Source organism: Nostoc sp. DedQUE05 (assembly GCF_034530955.1).
Taxonomy (GTDB): Bacteria; Cyanobacteriota; Cyanobacteriia; order Cyanobacteriales; family Nostocaceae; genus Nostoc.
In genome coordinates this window covers 53,486-75,776 of the sequence record NZ_JAVRCB010000031.1, presented here as the reverse complement: position 1 = coordinate 75,776, position 22,291 = coordinate 53,486, and the positions used below count along the sequence as shown (strand labels likewise).

Here is a 22,291-nt window from a genome sequence, read left to right as displayed (position 1 = left end):
ATTTGTCATTGGTCACTTGTACTGAGCGAAGCCGAAGTATTGGTCATTGGTCATTTGTCATTTGTTGTGGCGTTAAAACTCTTAACTCTTAACTCCTGACTTTTGAAACTGTTCTCCAACATAGGAGAGTGAATCTTTAAGATGTTTGTGGAAGTAGTTCCAGCCTACATTAGCACCAGACAAACCATGACCGCCAGGAAATGCATAAAATACGTGAGCAATGCCTAATTTATTTAAGGTTTCGTTAAAGGCTTTGGTAGAGGCTAACAAATTAGGATCGTTCACACCCGCATCTAGGTAAACACGCAATCGCTTCCTATCTTTAACTGGTAGCTGTTGCACAATTTGTTGAGGACTATTTTGTGAACCGCTGTCATCAGTAAAGTAACCGCTATGGCTAAACAAAATCTGAAAGTTGTTGAGATAGCGTAATCCGATATTAAATGCACCCCATCCTCCAGAAGATAGACCTCCTAGCGCCCAAAATTGGGGTTCTTCCAAAGTGCGGTAGCGCGACTTGACAACTTGTACTAATTCTGAACCAATCAAAGTCCCCATTTTGCCATTCGGCCCATCAAAATAATCGGGGTCGTATAAAGGACTAGAACCGCGATTATCATTACCATCAGGTGTAATCACAATCGATGGCGGTAATTTTCCACTTTGATAAAGTTCATGCAATACGTCTAAAAGTGCATATTTATTAACATAAGCACGAGCGTCATCATGACCACCGTGTAGTAAGAATATCACAGGGTAGCGCTTTTGGGGATTTTTGCTATAACTAGGGGGCAAAATCACGCCGTAGTTACGGACTGCACCCATCGCTTGGGAGTTGAAGGTTGCTAATTGAAACTTTAGCCCAGTATTTGCCTCTTTTTTGGGTGGGTCTAGTTGTGGCGCACCTAAGATGAATACATAATAATAACCAACGCTAGTGAGGAGTGCGATCGCTCCTACTAAGCCAATTAAAAATTTAGAAATCTTCATATTTTTTATATTCTTTTAACTTAAAAAAATTACCTCCATTAGAACTTACTATAATGAACATTTTCAAAATAGCAGTATAATTTTGAAAATGTGGTTTTCAAGTATTAAATGGTTGGTAAAAAAGTATTATTTATTATACTAGTAATTTCTCAAGTTGAAATTGATGGGGAAGCAAGTTCGTAGTAAGGACTTTAGTCCTTAATTTTCCAAGCACTAAAGTGCTTACTACAAACTTTTCATTACTAGCTTAGACCTTGTACTATGGATTTTCAATTATTTTGAGCATTTTTTTATGATTAATACTTAAAGTTTTATCAGCCATACTTGCTGTTTCTGAAGCTCGAAATTGTTCGCCGACAAATGTTAATGAATCTGCTAAATGCTTCCGCCAGTATTGCCAAGTGTGACTACCAGGAAACTGACGAAATGAATTATAAATTTTAAGTTGATTTAGTAAAGTACTAAATCGCTCGGCTTCCTTGAGTTCATCAATATCTGATGTACCCGAATCAAGGTAGATTTTTAACCTTTTTTGAGCTTGTATAGGAATGGTTTTGATATAAAATATTGGGCTATTCGCCGGGCCACTTTTATCTTGAAAATAACCACTATGACTAAATAAAATCGAGAAACGATCCAGGTTGTGTAATCCCACATTTATTGCTCCCCAACCACCAGAAGATAAACCACCTATCGCCCAAAAATTTGGATTATTTATTGTCCGATAACGGCTTTGCACAACTTTTACTAACTCATCGCCCACGGCTGTAGAGACTTTACCATTAGGGCCATCGATATATTCTGGATCTCGGTACGGACTAGAGCCACGTTTGTCGTTACCATCTGGTGTAATGATGATACTGGGTGGCAACTTACCTGTAGTATAAAGTTGTTCTACAGTCTTGAGAGCTTGTCCCTTATTCTGAATAAACCAGTCACTGGGATTACCATGTCCACCGTGGAGGAGAAAGATTACAGGATACCTTTGTTTGGGGTTTTGCTCGTAGCCAGGAGGTAAGGAAACGCCATAAGTGCGACTTCCACCCATTGCTTGACTATCGTAGGTTTCAATTTTATAGGTTAGGGGAGTTTCTGAGTTGCTAGTATTGCGCTGGGTTGGAACGACGGAAGGCGTTGTTTGTAAATTCTGCTGTTGCGGTGGTTTTGCAACGACACTTTGGTAAAAATTACAGCTAACTAGAGTTAATACTGAAAATAGCAAGAGAGTTTTAAATTGCTTGTAGTTCATCTTTGAAGGAAATTGAGCATGGGGTAGTCGTTGCTTGTTTTCAAAATCTTATGCAAGTGATATGTCAACGCTGTGTCAACAGAATGGAAACTTTACGACTGGTTGTAAATTAAAAGTCAAGGTTAGGATAAGTTTCTTCACTATGCTTAAAAAGCTGCAACTAAATTTCAGTTCTTTGTTTGGCTTGTTGCTGCTGGTGCTTTCCCTGTTGGCGATCGCTAACGAATTACGTGAGTATAATTATCGTGATATCCTCAACTCTCTAGCTGCTATTCCCAAAAGTCGCGTAAGTTGGGCAATTTGGCTGACAGCTTTGGGTTATCTAGTGATGATTGGGTACGATATCTTAGGTTTTAACTACATTAATCGTTCTCTAAGTTGGAATAAGATAGCTTTCACTAACTTTATTAGCTCTGCATTTAGTAATACTATCGGTTTTGCCTTGCTAACTGGCAGTGCTATCCGTTATCGATTTTATGCTAGTTGGGGAGTGTCAGCAGTGGCGATCGCTCAAGTAATTGCTTTCGCAAATTTTACTTTTTGGTTGGGAATGTTTGCTGTTGCAGGTTTATTGTTCGTCATCAACCCCCTGAAGATTCCCACTCAATTACATTTACCTTTTGCTACTGTACGTCCCATTGGCGTAATTTTTATGCTATTAGTTGCGGCTTATTTACTAGGAAGTATTTTTATAAAACAACCATTAATAATTCGTGGACATGAATTCCGATTTCCTTCTTTTAAAATATCTCTGGCTCAAATAGCAATTTCTAGTTTTGACTGGATTCTTGCAGCAGCAGTTCTTTATGCTTTACTTCCTAGCAATATATCTTTGTCATATTTAGACTTTTTGGGAATTTATTTACTAGCGATGTTTGCAGGTGTGGTTAGTAATGTTCCCGGTGGTTTGGGAGTATTTGAAACTATAATTTTGCTGATTCTCTCTTCAAAAGTTTCGGCGGCAGCAGTTTTGGGTTCAATGTTAGCTTATCGGGGAGTTTATTATTTCTTACCTTTGCTAATAGCAGCAGGCTTGCTCGGAATTTATGAAATGAGATTTAGAAAGGGGAATTAAAAAATAGAACTCTTGCATGAATCACAGATAAGAACGACACCCCGCCAAAGCTATGTTTTGTGTCCTCTCCCCAAAGTATCGGTGACGGTGTACACACAAGTTATCGAATCACTACCAGTTCTCGAATTACCCCACCCTAACCCTCCCCTTATAAAGGGGAGGGAACTAAATTTCTTTTTTCCCCCCTTTATAAGGGGGGATTAAGGGGGGTAATTCGACTTGTGCGTACACTGTAGCCGATATTTTGGGGAGGGGATTAAGGGGTGAGGTATTAGGGAATTTTGCAAGATATCTAATGAATAACGTGTGGAGTTCAGCTTTGGTATAAGCACTACTATACATTGATGCCAAATTCGTAAAATCAGTAACTACCGTTATTTTTAAATGCGGAATCCTGCGGTGCTATCTTCACATTCGGCAGTATAAATTCATAATTTTTGCTGAGGCGATCGCTAAATAAATCCCACAAAAATAGTAACAGTTAGTTGCAAGTTTTGAAGTAGATTTCCAGAAATCAGCATCAAAATTTGGTTTTACTATTTGAGGATAGAAATAATCATGAAAAATAAAGTATTGTTTGGCGCTATATTCATAGCAACTTGGGTAGGAACATTAATTCCCAGTGCTTTTGCTGCTTCACCCTGTTCTGTAGGACAAAAAGCTGAAGTTCTTTGGAAGGAAACATGGTATTCGGCAACGGTACTTCAGGTTAATGATGAGAAGTGCTATATTACCTACGATGGTTATGATAGTTCCTGGGATGAATGGGTTGGCACTGCACGCTTTCGGGCATCATTTCAAACTGGCGATGCAGTGAGAATTTTGTGGAAGGGTAAATGGTATCCAGGGCAGGTTTTAGAAGTTAGCAACGATCTTTATAAAATTACTTATGATGGCTATGATAGTTCTTGGGATGAGTGGGTTGAACCTGCAAGAGTAAGCAGATAGAGAATATTTCATTTTTATAAGTTTAAAGGGGCGATTTCACCTGTTGGAATCGTCCCTTAAAATTTAAAAGGGTGATTATAAACCGCAGCTACTCACCTCTAAAAAATGGGTTTGGCGTTGCTTTCCCGCCCTGAAATAAATTTCGGGCTAATAGCTCAAGTCCGTTGAAACGGACTGAAATCAGAGTAATCAGAAATGATGGGTTAGACCTTTTATTAATTCGCCAACAGTCTCATTTCATTCGCCCTAGCTCTGTTAAACTGAGAATCATAAGTGAAATCTCGTATACTTTGGCAAACTTATGGAGCCAATATCACTGACAGCAGGTGCGATCGCAACTTTGGTAATCATCAAAGCCTTTGAAAAAACTGGGGAAATCATCGGCGAAAAGGCTTGGAACGAAGGCGAAAAGTTGTTAGTTTTGCTGAAACGCAAGGAACCTAGCACGGCGAAGGTTATCGAACAGGCTAAAACGCAACCTTTAGATTATGGTCAAGCTTATCTTATTGGGCAGCAGGTAGAGGAAGCAGCAAAGAAAGATCCTGAAATTGCTCAAGCTGTGGAAGCATTGGCTAAAGAAGCTCAACCGGAATTGACTCAAACTATTGAAAACTATAAAGGGATAATTATTAAAGGCGGAACTAATACTGTTTCTGGCAATACCTTTAACTTCTGACTACAGTCGCCCGAACGGGAACGGGTAAAGTCAAATCTCTCTACTGGAATACCGCAAAATTTGCCCCTGAGTGGGGTGGTGGAATTTGTCGGACGTGAAGAAGAATTGCAAAACCTCCACCAACTTTTGCAGGATAATAAACAAGTTGCGATCGCAGCAATAGCCGGTATGGGTGGAGTTGGTAAAACAGAACTCGCCCTGCAATATGCCATCCAGCAACGCGAAACATATAACGGTGGGCTTTGCTGGTTGCTAGCAAAAACTGGGGATGTGGGCATTCAAGTTGTGCAGTTTGCTAGAACGCAGCTTGATTTAAAGCCGCCAGAAGATTTTGATATACTTGCCCAAGTGCAATACTGTTGGCGGCGTTGGCGTGATGGTGATGTGCTGCTAGTGTTGGATGATGTCAGCGACTACGAGCAAGTTAAGCCTTACTTACAGTCGCTACCTTCTCGGTTTAAAGTGTTGATGACTACGCGCCAGAAGTTGGGACGCATCGCACAGTTATCTTTAGATGTGCTGCAACCAGAGGCGGCGCTGGAGTTATTAAAGTCTTTACTCAAAGAAACACCAGAGCGAATTGAGCGAGAATTAGCTGTAGCAAATCAGTTGTGTGAATGGCTGGGATATTTACCTTTAGGTGTGGAATTAGTGGGGCGCTATTTAGCGCAAAAACAGGATTTATCTTTAGCAGAAATGTTGCGGCGGCTGAAGAACAAGCGATTATATAAGGAGCGTTCTCTGTCTAAATCTAAGTCGGATGCCGACATGACAGCACAACGAGGTGTGTTAGCAGCCTTTGAGTTGAGTTGGCAAGAATTAGAAAACGACGATAAACAACTGAGTTGTTTATTGAGTTTATTTGCAGCCGCACCCATACCTTGGAAGTTGGTGGAACAGTGTTTACCAGAAGAAGATGCCGAAGATTTAGAAGAAATTAGAGATGATAAGTTGCTGAATCTGCATTTACTCCAGCGCAAAGGTGAGGGAATCTATCAACTGCATCCACTGCTGCGGGAATTTTTTCAATACAAGTGTACAGATTTAGATAAGGGGGAAGAATTAAAGCGATCCGTTTGTCGGGTAATGGTAGCAGTCGCCAAAGAAATTCCTCAAACCCCCACTCTTAAGCAAATCACTGCTGTTACCTCAGCAATACCTCATCTAAGTGAAGTAGCTAAGAATCTAATTCCATACATCAGCGATGAAGATTTACCTTGGCCATTCGTTGGCAACGCTAGGTTTTATAAAGGTCAAGGGCTATACGATCAAGCTTTACCTTGGTATAAGAAGTGTCTACAAATCAGCAAAAAACTTCTAAGCGAAGAACATCCAGATATCGCCTCTAGCCTCAATAATCTAGCATTACTCTACGATTTCCAAGGCAGATACAGCGAAGCCGAACCCCTGTACCAACAAGCTTTAGAGCTTAGGCGTAAACTGCTGGGCGAAGAACATCCAGATGTCGCTGCTTGTCTCAACAACCTAGCATCGCTCTACAATTCTCAAGGTAGATACAGCGAAGCCGAACCCCTGTACCAACAAGCTTTAGAGCTTAGGCGTAAACTGCTGGGCGAAGAACATCCAGATATCGCCCAAAGCCTCAACAACCTAGCATTACTCTACGATTTCCAAGGTAGATACAGCGAAGCCGAACCCCTGTACCAACAAGCTTTAGCACTCTGGCGCAACCTGCTAGGCGAAGAACATCCAGATATCGCTCTAAGCCTCAACAACCTAGCATCACTCTACAATTTTCAAGGTAGATACAGCGAAGCCGAACCCCTGCACCAACAAGCTTTAGCAGTCAGGCGCAACCTGCTAGGCGAAGAACATCCAGATATCGCCCAAAGTCTCAACAACCTAGCGTATCTCTACTATTCCCAAGGCAGATATAGCGAAGCCGAACCCCTGTACCAACAAGCTTTAGCACTCTGGCGCAACCTGCTGGGAGAAGAACATCCAGATGTCGCTGCTTGTCTCAACAACCTAGCGGTACTCTACCGTGACCAAGGCAGATACAGCGAGAGCGAACTCCTTCACATCCGAGCTTTAAAACTCAGGCGCAAGTTGCTGGGAGAAGAACATCCAGATGTTGCACAAAGTCTCAAAAACCTAGTGGCACTCTACAACTCCCAAGGCAGATACAGCGAAGCCGAACCTTTTTACATCCAAGCTTTGGTACTCTACCGCAAGCTGCTGGGTGAAGAACATCCAGATGTCGTCCCTCCAAATCCAGAATAAGCTAGTTTTGTGCAAAACGTACCGCTATAAAACTGAAAAGTGCGATCGCTTTAACTCGGACTTTCCTGTTCTGAACTCTGAGGTAGAATGAGGCTCCCCAATCTACGCCAGTTTTAGTTTTTAGCCTTAACCCAAGCGTATTGTTATATAGGCAATCGCCTCACTCGGAAAGTTTCATTACTTACAGAAATAATTGCCCCTAACTCTAAATCTTCCTGACATTCACTTAAAACTTGCGTCAACCGTTCATTAGTTGCATCATAATTTTCGTTCCCCAACCTAAACAAAATCACACTGGGTAAACTCTCCCCACTCACGGCTAAAAGTTGGGCAAAATCTAAATCTATAGTTAATAAAATTCTTCCTTCTGCACGGGCTTTAATTAAAATCTCATCATCTGGTAGTCTTTGCAAACCTTCATCGCGCAAATGCACTACATCATAACCAGCACCACGCAACCAAGTTACAGTGCGTAGTGAAATTCCCATATCTGCCAAAAACTTCATTATTACTTGTTAAGCACTTTTGAAGGTATAAACTCGTTCTTGAGTCAACCATGCTGCATAAAGAAGAGATTGACGAATATCTTCTGCTTCTAAATCAGGATATTCTTCTAAAATTTCTTCTATAGGCTTTCCATGAGCTACCAAATTTACTACTAAAGAAACCGGAATTCGCATCCCGCGAATGCAAGCTTGTCCAGCCATAATGCTAGGGTCAAATGTAATTCTCTCCAGACCTAACATAAACGATCGCTCCAAAACCTTTTTTATCGCTCTGAGGTGTAATGATGATATTGTAAAACCTAGCGCTCTATTTTTGATTGTCAACCCATAAGCGATCGCCTCCCCCCAAATCCAGAATAAGCTAGTTTTGTGCAAAGCATACCGTAATAAAACTGAAAAGGGCGTTAGCGAAGCTCACCGAAGGTATCGCCTAGACTAAAATTCATATTGAACTAAGTAAAGATGCCATTCGACTTACTCAAAAGGATCTTTTACTTTCTCAAAAAGAGCTTTTACTTATTCAAAAGAAGCTTTTGCTTTCTCATTTTGGTGTTTTCCGCAAGCAAAAGAAGCTTTTACTTATTCAAAAGGAGCTTTTGCTTTCTCATTTTGGTGTTTTCCGCAAGCAAAAGCAGCTTTGACTTATTCAAACCCCAGTTTGCTTTCTCATTTTAGTGTTTTCCGCAAGCAAAAGCAGCTTTTACTTTCTCATTTTGGTGTTTTCCGCAAGCAAAAGCAGCTTTGACTTACTCAAACCCCAGTTTGCTTTCTCATTTGAGTAATTCACGCATTCATTTTGGTATATCATTGAGCCGAAAGCTGGCGTAGGCGTAGCCCGTCGGAGACATCGCTTCTTGGAAATCTTAAAGGCTATTCCATTCTTCTAACGTGATTTCCCGCTCTAGAATAACCTCAACTTCTCGAATCATCATCCGCAATTGCGGTACAGAATACTCATCATTAGAGGGAATAGTTAGGCGATATTCTCCGTAAACCATAAACTGATGTCTTGTTCCAGAAAAAGGGCCATCAAAGCCAAGCGGTCGTAATTTTTTTACAAAATCACGACGCTTACAGGGTATCCATCGGCTCAAGAGTCGGCTCCTTGTTGAGGTCAATATTATCAATTATTGGTAGAGAATGTCCCAGCTTTAACCCAAGCAAAATCCAGTCTTCTAGCGTTGAGCGTAATTCATCCTCACACTCGCGCAAAGTTGATGCAAAAGCTATTACTCCTTTGCAAACAGGAATCCTACCTGCAAATGTACCATCTTCGAGCTTGTCATAAATAGCCTGGGCGATCGCTCGGTCAACATAATCGCTCAAAATAAACCTTATCGCCATGAAATCTCGCGTTGTGCTACCAGTTTAATCTTACGTTGAATAATGGTGTTTCGCCGATGAAGCGTCTACGCTCTAGAAAAGAAGTGGAAATGTAGAAGCGATGTCTACAACGGGCGGTTCCTGAGCGCAGCCGTACCACTTCGTGGAAGCAAGCTACGCGCAGCGTCTCCGACAGGAGAAGGGCTACGCCTACGCACTGATGTGGTTGTAAATTGTCTCTAACACGCTACACTTACACCTTCACAACAAAAAATCAGCTACGATCGATCATATAATTATCTTCACAAACATAGCAATGTTAATTACATACACTGCAAAATATACAAAAACTAATAGCGGATATATGGGACAACTCATTGAATGGCAAGAAGTCATCACAGAGGCAGAAACTATAGAAGAATGCAGGGCTATGTTGCAAGATGCAACAAAAGAAATGATTCTTGCCTATCGTCAACAAAATAAGGAAATTCCTACAGGTAATTCTTTGCTCGAACAAATTCCTATAGAGGTTTGAGTGTGTCAGTCAAACGAAAAGAGCTAATTAAATACTTAGAAGAGAATGGCTTTTATTTATTAAGGGAAGGAGGAAATCATTCTATTTATACTAATGATATAAAAACTCTTCCTGTAAAACGGCATCGCACTATTGATCGGATTACTGCTAATGAGATTTGCAAGCAAGCAGGTTTATTACCTAATTTTTAATTGCTCTGTTAGTTCGTAGTGAAGCACTAACAGCAAACGCTACCCTAGAAATCAGCATCACTCAAACCTTGAAGTTTCAAATATGATAGCTTCACCTCACCAAAACTACTTCACCGCCCAAGAATACCTCCAAATGGAGGAACAGAGCGATATCAAGCATGAATATATAGACGGCTACATCTATGCAAAGCCTGAAGTACTCGATCCACATGTTACCGTTGCTGGAAACCTTGCCGTTCTCCTCCGTAATCATGTGCGCGGCTCTGGTTGTCGTGTTTACATGGCTGACATGAAAACCAGAATTGAATCTCTGAATCGCTTTTATTATCCCGATGTGATGGTTACTTGCGATCGACGAGATCGAGAAACGCCTGGTTATAAAAGATTTCCCTGTTTAATTGTCGAAGTTTTATCTAATTCTACCGAAGCCTTTGACCGGGGCGACAAATTCGCCGATTATCAAGCACTGGAAAGTCTGCAAGAATATGTTTTAATTAATACAAAACGTCAGCGAGTTGAGTGTTTTCGACGTAATGAACAAGGGTTATGGGTTTTACAATCTTACACATCAGAGCATCAATCATTTCGACTCAATAGCGTGGATTTTGAGGAAACAATGGCAACACTCTATGAAGATGTAGTTTTTGAATAATCAATTATTATAAAGTATTCGACGCAATATTTAGTAAAATATATAACTGATAAGCCTTGAAAGCTTCCTTACTAGGCGGAAGCATTGATGAAAGCAGGCACAATTGATTAAAAAAAGTTATGGCGCTCATAGTTCAGAAATACGGTGGTACATCTGTCGGTTCAGTGGAACGTATTCAAGCTGTTGCACAGCGTGTTTATAAAACTGTTCAAGCTGGAAACTCTATTGTCGTAGTGGTTTCGGCAATGGGCAAAACCACCGATGGACTCGTCAAACTAGCTACTGAAATTTCTCCAAATCCTAATCGCCGGGAAATGGATATGCTGCTTTCCACTGGCGAACAAGTAACTATTGCCTTACTCAGTATGGCTTTGCAGGAACTCGGACAACCAGCAATTTCCATGACTGGCGCTCAAGTAGGAATTGTTACCGAAGCCGAACACAGCCGCGCTCGGATTTTGCATATTGAAACTACTCGCCTAACTCGCCACATAAATGCAGGTAAAGTAGTTGTAGTAGCTGGCTTCCAAGGTATCTCTAGCGCGGGAGAGATGGAAATTACGACTTTGGGGCGTGGTGGTTCTGACACTTCAGCAGTGGCGATCGCCGCCGCATTAAAAGCAAATTTTTGCGAAATTTATACAGACGTTCCAGGTATTCTCACTACAGATCCCCGGTTGGTTGCCGAAGCTCAGTTGATGGATGCTATCAGCTGCGATGAAATGTTGGAATTAGCTAGCTTGGGCGCAAAAGTGCTGCATCCCCGTGCTGTGGAAATTGCCCGTAACTATGGGGTTCCCCTTGTAGTTAGGTCTAGTTGGACGGATCAACCAGGTACTTGGGTGACATCAGCCAAACCCCAAGGGCGATCGCTAATCAATCTGGAAATTGCCCGTCCTGTAGATCATGTAGAATTTGACACTAACCAAGCAAAGGTCGCTTTGTTGCGCGTACCCGATAAACCAGGTGTGGCAGCTAGGTTATTTGGCGAAATTTCTCGGCAAAAAGTAGATGTAGATTTGATTATTCAGTCAGTTCATGAAGGTAACAGTAATGACATTGCCTTTACTGTCACCACACCAATATTAAAACGGGCAGAAGCAGTAGCAACAGCGATCGCCCCAGCACTGAGGAGTCAATCTAACCCCAAATCTGACGAAGCCGAAGTAATGGTAGAACATAATATTGCCAAAGTCAGCATCGCAGGTGCGGGAATGATTGGCCGTCCTGGTGTTGCTGCAAAGATGTTCGCCACCTTAGCCGAAGCTGGCGTGAATATACAAATGATTTCCACCAGCGAAGTCAAAGTAAGTTGCGTAGTCGATGCCAACCAATGCGATCGCGCCGTCAACGCACTCCGCACCGCCTTTGAAATCGAAGCAGGGGAGCAGGAAGCAGGGAGCAAGAGAGAATTCCTCACTCCTAACTCCTCACCCTTAACTCCTCACTCCTCGCCCATTCCCCCCGTTCGCGGTGTTGCGCTCGATTTGAATCAAGCGCGTCTTGCGATTCGCCAATTGCCAGATCGTCCGGGAATGGCGGCGAAGTTGTTTGGATTATTAGCGCAACACAATATTAGTGTTGATATGATTATCCAATCTCAGCGTTGCCGGGTGATTGATGGTGTTCCCAGACGAGATATTGCTTTTACAGTCTCGCGGATAGACGGGGAAAATGCCAAAAAAATGCTGACTCAAGTAGCGGCAGAGTTAGGATGGGGGGAAGTTGTTTTAGATAGTGCGATCGCTAAAGTAAGTATTGTCGGTGCAGGGATGGTAGGACAACCAGGCGTTGCCGCTAAAATGTTTGAAGCTTTAGCTCAACAACAAATCAATATTCAAATGATTGCCACCTCAGAAATCAAAATTAGTTGTGTTGTGGCACAAGAGCAAGGTGTTAAAGCTTTGCAAGCTATTCATGCAGCCTTTGAACTGGCTGGTAGCGAGAAATTTGTCGTGCCAGCGTAAAATCTGAATCATGAGCTTTCACCCTAAATCCCTCTCCCAAGCTTAGGCTACCGTGTTTACACAAGTCAAATTACCCCCCTTAATCCCCCCTTGTAAAGGGGGGAAACAAGAGAATCTTATTCCCTCCCCTTTATAAGGGGAGGGTTAGGGTGGGGTAAAACCTTGGGTTTTTCAGCTATTTCAGACTTGTGTATACACCGTAGCTCCCAAGCTTGGGAGAGGGACGTTTGATATATACACGCGGTAGCAGCCCACGCATCGATCTCATTTGAAGTTACTTAATAAATAAATATTTATATTTTAAAATCAGTAGTAATAACACTTAAGCTATAATCGAACAATTTATCAGACTATAATTTTATATTGATGAATAGTCATTTACTAGATGGACATTATCAAATACTAAAAGTTCTCAATGATGGGGAAAAAGAGAAAACCTATCTAGTTGAAGATGTTAATCTTAATGGTCAAGAATTTATCGTAAAGCAGTTATCTCTTCCTAATAGCAATCCTCAAGCTTTAACAATCCTACGCCGCTTGTTTGCCAGCAAGGCAGAAACTTTAGAAAAACTCGGACAAGAACACGATAAAATTCAAAAGCTCATTGCTTCTTTTGAAGAAAATGAAGAATTTTATCTAGTCCAAGAATTCATACCTGGTAATCCTTTAACTGACGAAATTATCCAGGGACAACTTATAAAGGAAGACCAAGTAATTAGTCTTTTGTCAGAGATATTAGAAACTTTGGTAGTTATACATAGCTATGGCATAATTCATCGGAATATTACACCAGCAAATATTATTCGCCGGGAATCAGATAAAAAATTAGTTTTGATTAATTTGGGTACTTTTAATGAAGCGCTCGATAATACTGTTGAAAATTCCGAGTATATGCCTATAGAACAAATTAACGGCAACCTCAAATACAACAGTGATATATATGCTTTGGGTATCGTTGCGATCGCAGCACTGAAAGGGTTACCTACAAAGGAAATATCTAATTTGCGAAGTCAGAAAAATAAGCTGACAGGTGAAATACTTTGGCGCGATAAAAATATAAAATGTAACAGAAAATTAGCAAAAATTATTAATAAAATGGTGCGTTTTGATTATCGGAAGCGCTACCAGTATGCAACGGAAGTTTTAGACGACCTAAAAAAGTTAATAAATGTTGATGACAATCGACAAAAACAGCATCAAAAAAAATTATTACTAGTTATAGCAGGGATAGCTGGATGTATTACCCTTAGTGTTGCAGCTTGGCAATTGAGATCGCCAAAACTTGTGAGTGATGCTCAGAAGACATTATACCAAAAGGGGGTCAATAAATATGAGTCAGGAAACTATGAAGGAGCAGTTGAAGATTTCAATCAGGTTATTGAATTAGATCCGCAAAACGCTTTAGCTTATAATAGGCGGGGTGATGCTTATTATCGATTAGGAGACTACGAGCAAGCACAAGCAGATTCTAGCCAAGCCATTTTACTTAATCCTCAAGATGCTAATGCCTATTTTGACCGAGGATTTGCTTTTTCGGCATTAGGCAAATACAAAGAAGCGATCGCAGATTATACTCAAGCAATTAAGTTGAATTCTAAAGATGCTTATGCTTACTATGGACGAGGATTAGCTCGTGGTCAATCAAAGGATAATAAAGGTGCAATTGAAGATTTTAGTCAAGCGATCGCTCTTAAACCCCAGTATACCGAAGCCTACTTGCAACGAGGTATTCTCCACCGCCGCCTCAAACAAAGACTTGAAGCAATCCAAGATTTTGATAAAGTAATTAAGATTAATCCTAGCGATGCCAAAGCTTATTATCAAAGGGGTTTAACTCAATCTATTAATCAACAAAAAGATGAAGCAATTAAAGATTACACAGATGCAATCAACATCAATCCTAAATACATAGAAGCTTATCTGAATCGTGGTGATATTTACAGCGATCTGGGAAATCAAGTAGAAGCTACTGAAGATTACAACACTATTTTACAGATAGATCCTAAATTTATTGCAGCTTATATTCACAGAGGTATTCACCGCTTTTCTTTTGGAGATTATAAAGGCGCTATTCAAGATTATACTGAAGCACTAAAACTAGATACTAATAATATAGCAGCTTACAACAACCGTGGTAACGCTTATCTGGAACTGGGAAATAAAAAAGCTGCAAATCAGGATTATTCACGAGCGATCGCAATTAATCCTAACAACGCCTTAGCCTATTATAATCGGGGCGTGATTCGTACTAAGCAGAAAAATAAATCGGGTGCGATCGCAGATTTTAAAAAAGCTGCAAAACTATTCCGACAGCAAGGCGAACAAGATAGTTATCAAGATGCACGGCGGGAAATTGCAATTTTACAAAATAATTCAGCACCAGCGCCAACTAGTCGCCCAAAATCTGGGAAAATAGAAAAAAATTGAGCTACCACTCAATATAGTGTTGACTATCAACCGTCAAAACTCTTAGAGAGTGATTGTGCTATTTAAATGTGTTTTACTTTACAAATTTACGACTAGTACTTTATCAAACGAGTTTTAATGGTTTGTAGTAAGCACTTTAGTGCTTATAAAACAAGGACTAAAGTCCTGATTAATTACCATGAGTCACAGTATTTTATTACGACTCAATTAGGATTGCTATATGCTAATTCTCCTGACTTTTCATCCAGATAATCTGGAAATATTCAGCCATAGAGATGTCGATACGGTACTGAAAAGAATTGATGGTTCTCACAATATTTGGTTGCGTTGCATTCACTTCCGCGACCGCACTGGAACAGCCAGGATTATCAAGCACTTTGGACTAAATCCATCTCGTGTTAACATGATTTTCAACCATTCCCCTGTAGGAATTGATGAAGACGTAGAAGATTGTTTATTTGACAGTTATGAAATCCTAAGTTCTCAAATAAAAAATAATGAGTTTGAGGTGGTGCGTGGCAACATTGTAGTTGGAAATAATTTTATCATAACTTTTGAAATCACTGAATTAAAAATTTTAAGTATTTTAACTAATAATCTCCAAAAGCGAACTATAGATATTCAAAAATTGGGAATTGACTATCTTTTTTATCTCATATTTAAAGATATTTTAAATAATTATGAAACTGTGTTTACCTATATTTCGAGAAAGCTTGATGATTTAGAAGATGAAGTTTTAGACAATTCTGGTGACGAATCAACTTACCAAAAAATTGCCACAATGAGGCAATCTACTCGTTCTGGACGTCGTAATTTTCAAAGCATCAAGTTACTTATGGCTATTATGGATAATGAAGATTTCCAATGGATCGGCCAGCCAGTGAAGGAACTATTCAATCAAGAATTGGTTCATCACGTTGATAAACTCTGGCAAGAATATCAAGCTATAAGAGCCTGGATGTCAGAATTAATGGAAATTCAACGCGATAATATTGCTAGTAAAACGGGCGAACGAATTAATCGCTTGACTATCTTATCGACCATCTTTTTGCCAATAACTTTTATATCTGGTTTCTATGGTATGAACTTCAAAAATATGCCGGAATTAGAACAGCCTTTGGCTTACCCTATGGTGATCTGTATGATGGCATTAATTGTGATTGGCAGTATTGCCTATGCGAAAAAACAACGTTGGTTGTAGTATTTATAAAGTTACGAATAAAAAAAATATAGATTTATTAAAAAAATCCTTTATCTGAGCCTGTCGGTGCAGATAAAACTTTCATTAAGTAGACTGAATCAACCTTAAATCGGTAAACAAACGTGAACCTACCATTGATTATTCGTGCTAAAGAACATAACGAAAAAACAGCAATTGTGACAACGGACGGAGCATTTACCTATCGGGATTTGCTATACACTTCCAGTCAAATAGCAACAAATCTTCTTCAAAATATAGGAGATTTACAAGAGCAGCGAGTTGCCTTTCTCATTCCGCCTGGGTTTGAATATGTAGCCACTCAATGGGGAATTTGGCTGGCTGGTGGTATAGCTGTACCTCTGTGTATTTCCCATCCACGCCCAGAATTGGAGTATGTAATTACTAATTCTGGAGCATCGATTATTATTGCTCATCCTAATTTTGAAGATATACTGCGTAGTTTACCGCCGCAGCCATCGCTTGCCCAAGAACACAATTTGCGATTTATTCTCACCTCAGAAACGCTCCCACATAATATTAGTCGCCTCCCAGAAGTAGATATCACTAGACGCGCTTTAATTCTCTACACTAGCGGTACAACAGGTAAACCCAAGGGTGTAGTTACAACTCACCAAAATATTCAAGCGCAAGTGACTAGCTTAACTACCGCTTGGGAATGGACATCTAGCGATCGCATTTTGCATATCCTGCCACTACATCATATTCATGGAATTATTAACGTACTCACTTGTGCTTTATGGGCTGGCGCGGAGTGCCATATATTAAGCAAATTTGATGCCGAAACCGTTTGGAGGCGAATTTGTGACGGTGACTTAACCTTATTTATGGCAGTACCAACAATTTATGTAAAGCTCATTGCGGCTTGGGAAACTGCCTCTAAGGAACGCCAAAAAATTATGTCAGCAGGCTGTGCTAAAATGCGCCTGATGGTTTCTGGCTCCGCAGCATTACCAGTTCAAGTTTTAGAAAAGTGGCAAACCATCAGCGGCCATTTTCTGCTGGAACGCTATGGTATGACTGAAATTGGCATGGCGTTATCGAACCCTTTACACGGTGAACGATTATCTGGATATGTGGGGAAGCCTTTACCTCAAATTGAAGTGAGATTAGTAGACGAGAACGGAGAGTTAGTTCCAACTGGGACACCAGGAGAAATCCAAGTTAAAGGTTCTGGAGTGTTTTTAGAATATTGGCAAAACCCCGAAGCAACCGCCAAAGCTTTCCAAAATGGCTGGTTCCGTACTGGAGATACCGCCGTAGTTGAGAACGGTAACTATCGAATTCTGGGACGGATGAGTGTGGATATCATCAAAACCGGAGGGTATAAAGTTTCCGCTTTAGAAATTGAAGAAGTACTGCGATCGCATCCAGATATTCAGGAATGTGCAGTGGTTGGGGTTGCCGATCCAGAGTGGGGTGAACGGGTTTGTGCGGCGTTAGTCTTGCAAGGGTCACAACCTTTAACATTACAAGCTTTCAGGAGTTGGGCAAAAGAGCGATTGGCGGTTTATAAAGTGCCAACTCAAATTTTGATAGTTGAAGAATTACCGCGCAACGCTATGGGGAAAGTTACTAAGCCGACGGTGGTTGAGCTATTTTGCTGATAGCGATCGTCAACGCTGAACGCTTCCCATTAATGGGAGAGTAGATATGTGGAAAGATGAAATTCTTGAAGAGATTTATAGAATTCGAGAAGAACATGCAAAGGCTAAATCAAATATCTGCACCGGCCTCAACCGCTTCGCAAAGACGTTCCACATCACGCATCGGCGTGACACCAAAGAGGCGTTTGTACTCGCGATTGAACTGCGAAGCATCATCATATCCCACACGATAACCCGCCGTCGCCGCGTCCAACGCTTCACCAACCATCAGCCGCCGCGCTTCCTGGAGCCGTAACTGCTTCTGGAACTGTAACGGACTCATGGCGGTGACTTCCTTAAAGTGGTGGTGAAAGCTGGAAACGCTCATGCCGATCCCTCGCGCTATCTCCTCAACGTAAAGCGGCTCATTGAACTCCCGGCAAATTTTCTCGACAGCCTGAGCGATTTGGTAGGTATGACCTCCCAAAACCGTCATCTGACGGAGCCGGTGTCCCTGTTCTCCGACCAGAAGCCGATAGATGACCTCCCGCGTAATGAGGGGCAAAAGCACCCGCGCTTCGGTGGGAAAATCGAGCAGCCTGACGAGTCTCACAGTGGCGTCCAGTAGGGTGGAATCGAGCGGGCTGACTTCGATGGCCTTAACAGCCTTCTGATTTTGAGGCGGCAGTTGGCCGATTTCTACCATGACCCCGCCGACTATAGCGGCGTCGAGATGCAGTTGCAGCCCCAGATACGGCCGCTCCTCGGACGCTTCTAGAACCCAGCTCACGATGGGAAGTTCCGCTGTGGCGAGAAGGTAGTTGTAGGGGTCGTACTGATAAGGATTCCCTCCGAGGTACACCTCTTTGCAGCCCTGGGCAATCACGCAAAAGGTGGGATCTGACACTCCGTACACCTTCTGCCTCATTTTGGAGGAGCGGGCCAAGCGAAGACCTTGAAGAGGTTGAATTACTCCATCTGCGGGAATGGCTCGCGCCATCCGCTCCACCAGTTCCGCTCGCTGGTACTGCTCCTGTTGTGTCTCTAATTCTCTCTGGGTCATAGGATTTATCTTACCTTCTGGACGCACTCCCGCATCGTTTATTTCTAAAAGTTTGGAGAATTTACCTATCAAATTCCAGAATTTTCCTATCGGCATCCGTTCCATCAAGTGCAGAATATTTATATGGAAGGGAGTACTTATGAAAAAGAACAAGCAGGAGCGTCAACCCCTCAGTCGCCGTGACTTTTTGGCTACTACTGCCCTTTTCGGGGCAGGATTGGCTGTCGGCCCAGTGGCGCGGGCTGCATCATCAAATCAGCCTCCCGATAGAGAAGGGAACAAAATGAAAACACGAAAACTCGGAAATTTGGAAGTCTCGGAATTAGGCTCCGGGTGCATGAGTATTAGCGCCAACTACGGCCCTCCCGCAGATAGAAATCAGGGCATTCGGGCCATTCGCACGGCCTATGAAAATGGTGTCAGGTTCTTCGATACAGCCGAAGTTTACGGACCATATACAAATGAAGAATTTGTCGGAGAAGCACTCGCGCCTTTGCGCGACAAAGTCGTTATCGCCACTAAATTTGGCTTTGACATTGAAGCCGATGGTGTTCCAAATAGCCGACCGGAACATATTAAGAAAGTAGTTGAGGCGTCATTGAAGCGCCTCCGAACTGACCGCATCGATCTCTATTACCAGCACCGAGTCGATCCCAAAGTGCCCATCGAGGATGTGGCTGGTGCGGTTAAAGACCTCATCCAACAGGGAAAAGTTATGCACTTTGGTCTGTCTGAGGCGAGTGCAAAAACCATTCGCAGAGCGCACGTTGTTCAATCGGTGACAGCCATTCAGAGCGAGTACTCGTTCATGGAAAGAAGTCCTGAAAAGAACGGCGTTCTGAAAGCGTGTGAGGATCTGGGAATCGGCTTTGTACCGTGGGGGCCGGTGGGAATGGGTTACCTGACTGGACAAATAGATGCTCGCAAAAAGTTCGATCTAAAAACGGATCTTCGATCCGGGTTCGACCGCTTTTCTCCCCAAAACTTATCCGCAAATGCTCCGATAGTTGATGCGCTCAGAAGATTGGCGGATAAGAAATACGCAACACCTGCTCAAATTGCGCTGGCATGGCTTTTAGCGCAGAAGCCATTTATTGTTCCAATCCCAGGGACACGCAACATCAATCACCTGAACGAGAACTTAGGAGCAATCAATGTGCAGCTAACACCTGCCGATCTTCGCGAACTCGAAACTGCTTTCTCCCAGATCGAAGTACACGGTGGCCGTATGAATGAAATGCAGATGCAGGTCGTTGAATAGCGATCAGTCGCTAGCTTCACGCCGGATGGGGATAAGTTCGCATGACATAATAATGTACGAAACTAATACCAAATGCGATCGCCGAAATAGCAAATGCGTAGGCGTAGCCAGCCGTAGGCATCGTCTTTAGCTAATTTCTCACCCCTTCGGTATTTTAGGCGGACACCAAAAGAGATTTTTGCTGGACACACCAAGAGATTCTAGAATTCCTCGCATCACCTCTGTGCAGTACATCCAATGTCCTAAATCTTCATACATGCGATCGGGATTAAACTCGACATTGTAATGCAGCACATTGGGAAGGTCTAAAAACTCATCATTGCTTTGGGGAGAAAGAAGCAAGAGATGAAATGGCTTCCCCTGACATTGTTTTTCCAGCTTGTTCACCAAATCTAACACACCACCGCGATCGCTAATTCCTGTGCGAACAAAAAGCACTTTGTCGCAGTGCCGCAGTGTATACCAAAACCTTTCAGCGCGTGCCGTGTAACGAACCCGCATCCGTTTATAGACGGGAGACATATCTTGAACAGCGTCGTCTGTCTCCTCAACTTCATGGGCAAAGGATAAACCCGACCACTTACCGTGGTAAATCCTGCCTGCATTAGGGCTGTAATGCAGAAAAACAGGGTTCCACATATCATCAAAACCGGTTTCGATCGCATCCGCAACATCTGCAATATTAGTGGTGCGCGTTAAATCAAACGGAAAGGCGGGACCATCGTACTCCATTTTATACAACATCATACGGACGGCACAGCGATCGCCAAGGGGAAGAATTGCCACACGGCTGATATCTGATAAGTCACATTTGTATTGGAAAAATACCGCAGACTTAGGTGGTGCTTTTACCCGGCTTTCTAGCCCATCTTTACCAATCATCATTGTGCGAAAAGGGACATCGGGATAAAGCGGATCTTCATAAACACCTGATGGCATGGCTTTAAGGGCATTGCAAACTTCCGTCCACATCGGCTGAATGTTGTACTCGCTGTCTGATTCGTTGATTACCCAGAGGTGGCGTTCATCTGCTTGCAAAATCCCCAAATGCCCGTCATAGAATAAAACGTTGTTCGGCGAAAAGAGATTAAAGGCGGGACTATATTCTAAATCGGTATTTGGACGGATATTTATTGTAGTTGCGATCGCACCATTCTCTACAACGAAGAAGGGGAGCGTTCCTGGTTGGGTATCCTTGGCAATGTAAATACCTGATATCAATCCAGCCTTACTTTGCAGTGCAGTTTGTAGTTCTTGCCAATAGGGAGCGATCGTGTAGCTGTATTGCGATGTATTAATAATCCGTAAACGCTTCTCTTCGATACAGACAGAAACATTAAAGCCCACATTATCAAAGTAAATGGGAAATTCATTCGGCTCGCGGAAGCGTTGTTTTTCTGCTAATTCGTCTTTGTCGATATCAAATAGTTGCTGGTCGATCTGCTGATACATGAGGCTATGACCAACTGTATTCGGGTGAGCCGGATCGAAGGATATCCCCGCTTTCCATCTTCCTTGTCCATCATCTACAGCAGCCAACCAATCCAATACAGGTACGCCCCAATTTAGCATCCGGTTGTGTGTATCTCGGATCAGCCAGTAATGTTCCTGGGAATAATCACCGTTGGGATAGACACTGCCTAGAATTGGAATTGCCCCGATGTCTCGTGTCATTTTTACAAGTTGCTGCAAACCACTTTCAAACCGTCGCTGTACTGCTCGTCGTTCGTGAGGGGGACAGTAAGCTAACCCTTCGTTACCCAGAGATAGGGCAATGATGACGATATCCGGGTGTTCTGGGGTGACAAACCAAGGGAATCGAGCGATCGTTCTGCTGACATTCGCTCCCACCTCTGACACATTCACCAGTTTATGTCCATATTTTTGCTGTAAAGCTTGTGCCAACAGCCAAACCCAACCTTTCAAAAACCAGGCTTTATGACCTAATGCAACCGAACTACCAATGACTACGATTTTTAAACCTTCAGGCTCTCGATCCAGGGGGACTTTAACAGCAAGCTTCTCAATATATCCGAACGGATAAGGTTGTAAATAACCGAATGCGCCATCATCCACAATAATTGTGCTGGCACAATTTTTAGAATCGATTGGAATCCAGCGGTTTGTATCTAGTAAGCTCTCCCATTGGGCGTTGCCGTTGACATCGAATAGCACATACTTGTATTCAACTCTCTGTTGACCGCCTGACTCTTGAATGTCAATTTCATCTGTCCACCATAAAGGATAGCGATCGCCACTTGTACGCAGATGAACACATTTACTAATATCCCACAATCCCAACTCTGGAGTAGAACCCACCAGACCAATGGATTCGCCCGTTTGAGTGTATGCACTGATCTGGAATCGATACATAGAGTT

At 42.2% G+C, this 22,291-nt stretch carries 20 protein-coding genes; 12 read left to right on the top strand and 8 right to left on the bottom strand.

The window, feature by feature from the left end; translation table 11 throughout:
• Positions 1-81: 81 nt before the first annotated feature.
• The gene (locus RMZ42_RS22380; protein WP_322673472.1) at positions 82-990 is read right to left on the bottom strand and encodes an alpha/beta hydrolase; all 909 of its coding nucleotides are present in this window, start codon (positions 988-990) and stop codon (positions 82-84) included.
• Positions 991-1,249: 259 nt separating this feature from the next.
• Positions 1,250-2,239: an alpha/beta hydrolase gene (locus tag RMZ42_RS22375; protein ID WP_322673471.1), complete on the bottom strand. Its 990-nt coding sequence runs from the start codon at positions 2,237-2,239 to the stop codon at positions 1,250-1,252.
• Positions 2,240-2,381: 142 nt separating this feature from the next.
• Here RMZ42_RS22375 and RMZ42_RS22370 point away from each other — a divergent pair, with 142 nt between their 5' ends.
• The 4 genes from RMZ42_RS22370 to RMZ42_RS22355 all read left to right on the top strand — a co-directional run bounded on the left by RMZ42_RS22370 (position 2,382) and on the right by RMZ42_RS22355 (position 7,182).
• Entirely contained in the window at positions 2,382-3,314 is a 933-nt protein-coding gene (locus RMZ42_RS22370; RefSeq protein ID WP_322673470.1) for a lysylphosphatidylglycerol synthase domain-containing protein, read from the top strand.
• Between the two features lie 558 nt (positions 3,315-3,872).
• On the top strand, positions 3,873-4,262 hold the full coding sequence (locus RMZ42_RS22365) for a Tudor-knot domain-containing protein (RefSeq protein WP_322673469.1): 390 nt from the start codon (positions 3,873-3,875) through the stop codon (positions 4,260-4,262).
• A gap of 301 nt (positions 4,263-4,563) precedes the next feature.
• Positions 4,564-4,938, top strand: a complete 375-nt coding sequence (locus tag RMZ42_RS22360) for a hypothetical protein (RefSeq protein WP_322673468.1) — start codon at positions 4,564-4,566, stop codon at positions 4,936-4,938.
• Between the two features lie 60 nt (positions 4,939-4,998).
• Positions 4,999-7,182 carry a tetratricopeptide repeat protein gene (locus tag RMZ42_RS22355; protein ID WP_322673467.1) on the top strand — a complete coding sequence of 728 codons (2,184 nt, stop codon included), beginning with the start codon at positions 4,999-5,001 and terminating at the stop codon, positions 7,180-7,182.
• Between the two features lie 143 nt (positions 7,183-7,325).
• On the opposite strand, the gene RMZ42_RS22350 is transcribed toward RMZ42_RS22355, so the two are convergent.
• From RMZ42_RS22350 to RMZ42_RS22335, 4 genes are all read right to left on the bottom strand, one after another.
• Complete coding sequence (locus tag RMZ42_RS22350) at positions 7,326-7,688, bottom strand: DUF5615 family PIN-like protein (RefSeq protein ID WP_322673466.1); 363 nt, start codon at positions 7,686-7,688, stop codon at positions 7,326-7,328.
• 9 nt (positions 7,689-7,697) lie between these two features.
• On the bottom strand, positions 7,698-8,063 hold the full coding sequence (locus RMZ42_RS34790; RefSeq protein ID WP_416211830.1) for a DUF433 domain-containing protein: 366 nt from the start codon (positions 8,061-8,063) through the stop codon (positions 7,698-7,700).
• A 488-nt stretch (positions 8,064-8,551) separates the two neighbouring features.
• Complete coding sequence (locus tag RMZ42_RS22340; protein ID WP_322673465.1) at positions 8,552-8,782, bottom strand: hypothetical protein; 231 nt, start codon at positions 8,780-8,782, stop codon at positions 8,552-8,554.
• Entirely contained in the window at positions 8,760-9,032 is a 273-nt protein-coding gene (locus tag RMZ42_RS22335; RefSeq protein ID WP_322673464.1) for a type II toxin-antitoxin system HicB family antitoxin, read from the bottom strand. Before RMZ42_RS22335 ends, RMZ42_RS22340 begins: the two co-directional genes overlap by 23 nt.
• 343 nt (positions 9,033-9,375) lie before the next feature.
• Between RMZ42_RS22335 and RMZ42_RS22330 the strand changes: the two genes are divergently transcribed.
• The 7 genes from RMZ42_RS22330 to RMZ42_RS22300 all read left to right on the top strand — a co-directional run bounded on the left by RMZ42_RS22330 (position 9,376) and on the right by RMZ42_RS22300 (position 17,609).
• Entirely contained in the window at positions 9,376-9,546 is a 171-nt protein-coding gene (locus RMZ42_RS22330) for a type II toxin-antitoxin system HicB family antitoxin (protein ID WP_322673463.1), read from the top strand.
• 2 nt (positions 9,547-9,548) lie between these two features.
• Positions 9,549-9,737 (top strand): type II toxin-antitoxin system HicA family toxin, encoded by a 189-nt coding sequence (locus tag RMZ42_RS22325; RefSeq protein ID WP_322673462.1) that lies wholly within the window; start codon positions 9,549-9,551, stop codon positions 9,735-9,737.
• A gap of 82 nt (positions 9,738-9,819) precedes the next feature.
• Positions 9,820-10,389, top strand: coding sequence for a Uma2 family endonuclease (locus tag RMZ42_RS22320; protein WP_322673461.1), 570 nt, complete (start codon positions 9,820-9,822; stop codon positions 10,387-10,389).
• A gap of 119 nt (positions 10,390-10,508) precedes the next feature.
• Positions 10,509-12,356, top strand: a complete 1,848-nt coding sequence (locus tag RMZ42_RS22315; RefSeq protein ID WP_322673460.1) for an aspartate kinase — start codon at positions 10,509-10,511, stop codon at positions 12,354-12,356.
• 366 nt (positions 12,357-12,722) lie between these two features.
• Complete coding sequence (locus RMZ42_RS22310) at positions 12,723-14,783, top strand: tetratricopeptide repeat protein (protein ID WP_322673459.1); 2,061 nt, start codon at positions 12,723-12,725, stop codon at positions 14,781-14,783.
• Positions 14,784-15,003: 220 nt separating this feature from the next.
• Complete coding sequence (locus RMZ42_RS22305; protein ID WP_322673458.1) at positions 15,004-15,984, top strand: magnesium transporter CorA family protein; 981 nt, start codon at positions 15,004-15,006, stop codon at positions 15,982-15,984.
• 122 nt (positions 15,985-16,106) lie between these two features.
• Positions 16,107-17,609 carry an acyl-CoA synthetase gene (locus RMZ42_RS22300; RefSeq protein WP_322673457.1) on the top strand — a complete coding sequence of 501 codons (1,503 nt, stop codon included), beginning with the start codon at positions 16,107-16,109 and terminating at the stop codon, positions 17,607-17,609.
• A 109-nt stretch (positions 17,610-17,718) separates the two neighbouring features.
• Here RMZ42_RS22300 and RMZ42_RS22295 read toward each other — a convergent pair whose 3' ends face one another.
• Entirely contained in the window at positions 17,719-18,756 is a 1,038-nt protein-coding gene (locus RMZ42_RS22295) for an AraC family transcriptional regulator (protein WP_322673490.1), read from the bottom strand.
• Positions 18,757-18,790: 34 nt separating this feature from the next.
• Here RMZ42_RS22295 and RMZ42_RS22290 point away from each other — a divergent pair, with 34 nt between their 5' ends.
• Positions 18,791-19,912: an aldo/keto reductase gene (locus tag RMZ42_RS22290; RefSeq protein ID WP_322673456.1), complete on the top strand. Its 1,122-nt coding sequence runs from the start codon at positions 18,791-18,793 to the stop codon at positions 19,910-19,912.
• Between the two features lie 138 nt (positions 19,913-20,050).
• On the opposite strand, the gene RMZ42_RS22285 is transcribed toward RMZ42_RS22290, so the two are convergent.
• On the bottom strand, positions 20,051-22,285 hold the full coding sequence (locus RMZ42_RS22285) for a DUF1796 family putative cysteine peptidase (protein ID WP_322673455.1): 2,235 nt from the start codon (positions 22,283-22,285) through the stop codon (positions 20,051-20,053).
• Between the last annotated feature and the right edge of the window lie 6 nt (positions 22,286-22,291).

Bases quoted from the DNA above. Each gene is read 5' to 3' on its own strand.
- RMZ42_RS22315 (WP_322673460.1), top strand. From the start codon at position 10,509: ATGGCGCTCATAGTTCAGAAATACGGTGGTACATCTGTCGGTTCAGTG.
- RMZ42_RS22305 (WP_322673458.1), top strand. From the start codon at position 15,004: ATGCTAATTCTCCTGACTTTTCATCCAGATAATCTGGAAATATTCAGC.
- RMZ42_RS22370 (WP_322673470.1), top strand. From the start codon at position 2,382: ATGCTTAAAAAGCTGCAACTAAATTTCAGTTCTTTGTTTGGCTTGTTG.
- RMZ42_RS22295 (WP_322673490.1), bottom strand. From the start codon at position 18,756: ATGGAACGGATGCCGATAGGAAAATTCTGGAATTTGATAGGTAAATTC.
- RMZ42_RS22320 (WP_322673461.1), top strand. From the start codon at position 9,820: ATGATAGCTTCACCTCACCAAAACTACTTCACCGCCCAAGAATACCTC.
- RMZ42_RS22375 (WP_322673471.1), bottom strand. From the start codon at position 2,239: ATGAACTACAAGCAATTTAAAACTCTCTTGCTATTTTCAGTATTAACT.
- RMZ42_RS22285 (WP_322673455.1), bottom strand. From the start codon at position 22,285: ATGTATCGATTCCAGATCAGTGCATACACTCAAACGGGCGAATCCATT.
- RMZ42_RS22330 (WP_322673463.1), top strand. From the start codon at position 9,376: ATGGGACAACTCATTGAATGGCAAGAAGTCATCACAGAGGCAGAAACT.
- RMZ42_RS22365 (WP_322673469.1), top strand. From the start codon at position 3,873: ATGAAAAATAAAGTATTGTTTGGCGCTATATTCATAGCAACTTGGGTA.
- RMZ42_RS22350 (WP_322673466.1), bottom strand. From the start codon at position 7,688: ATGAAGTTTTTGGCAGATATGGGAATTTCACTACGCACTGTAACTTGG.
- RMZ42_RS22290 (WP_322673456.1), top strand. From the start codon at position 18,791: ATGAAAAAGAACAAGCAGGAGCGTCAACCCCTCAGTCGCCGTGACTTT.
- RMZ42_RS22380 (WP_322673472.1), bottom strand. From the start codon at position 990: ATGAAGATTTCTAAATTTTTAATTGGCTTAGTAGGAGCGATCGCACTC.
- RMZ42_RS22310 (WP_322673459.1), top strand. From the start codon at position 12,723: ATGAATAGTCATTTACTAGATGGACATTATCAAATACTAAAAGTTCTC.
- RMZ42_RS22360 (WP_322673468.1), top strand. From the start codon at position 4,564: ATGGAGCCAATATCACTGACAGCAGGTGCGATCGCAACTTTGGTAATC.
- RMZ42_RS22335 (WP_322673464.1), bottom strand. From the start codon at position 9,032: ATGGCGATAAGGTTTATTTTGAGCGATTATGTTGACCGAGCGATCGCC.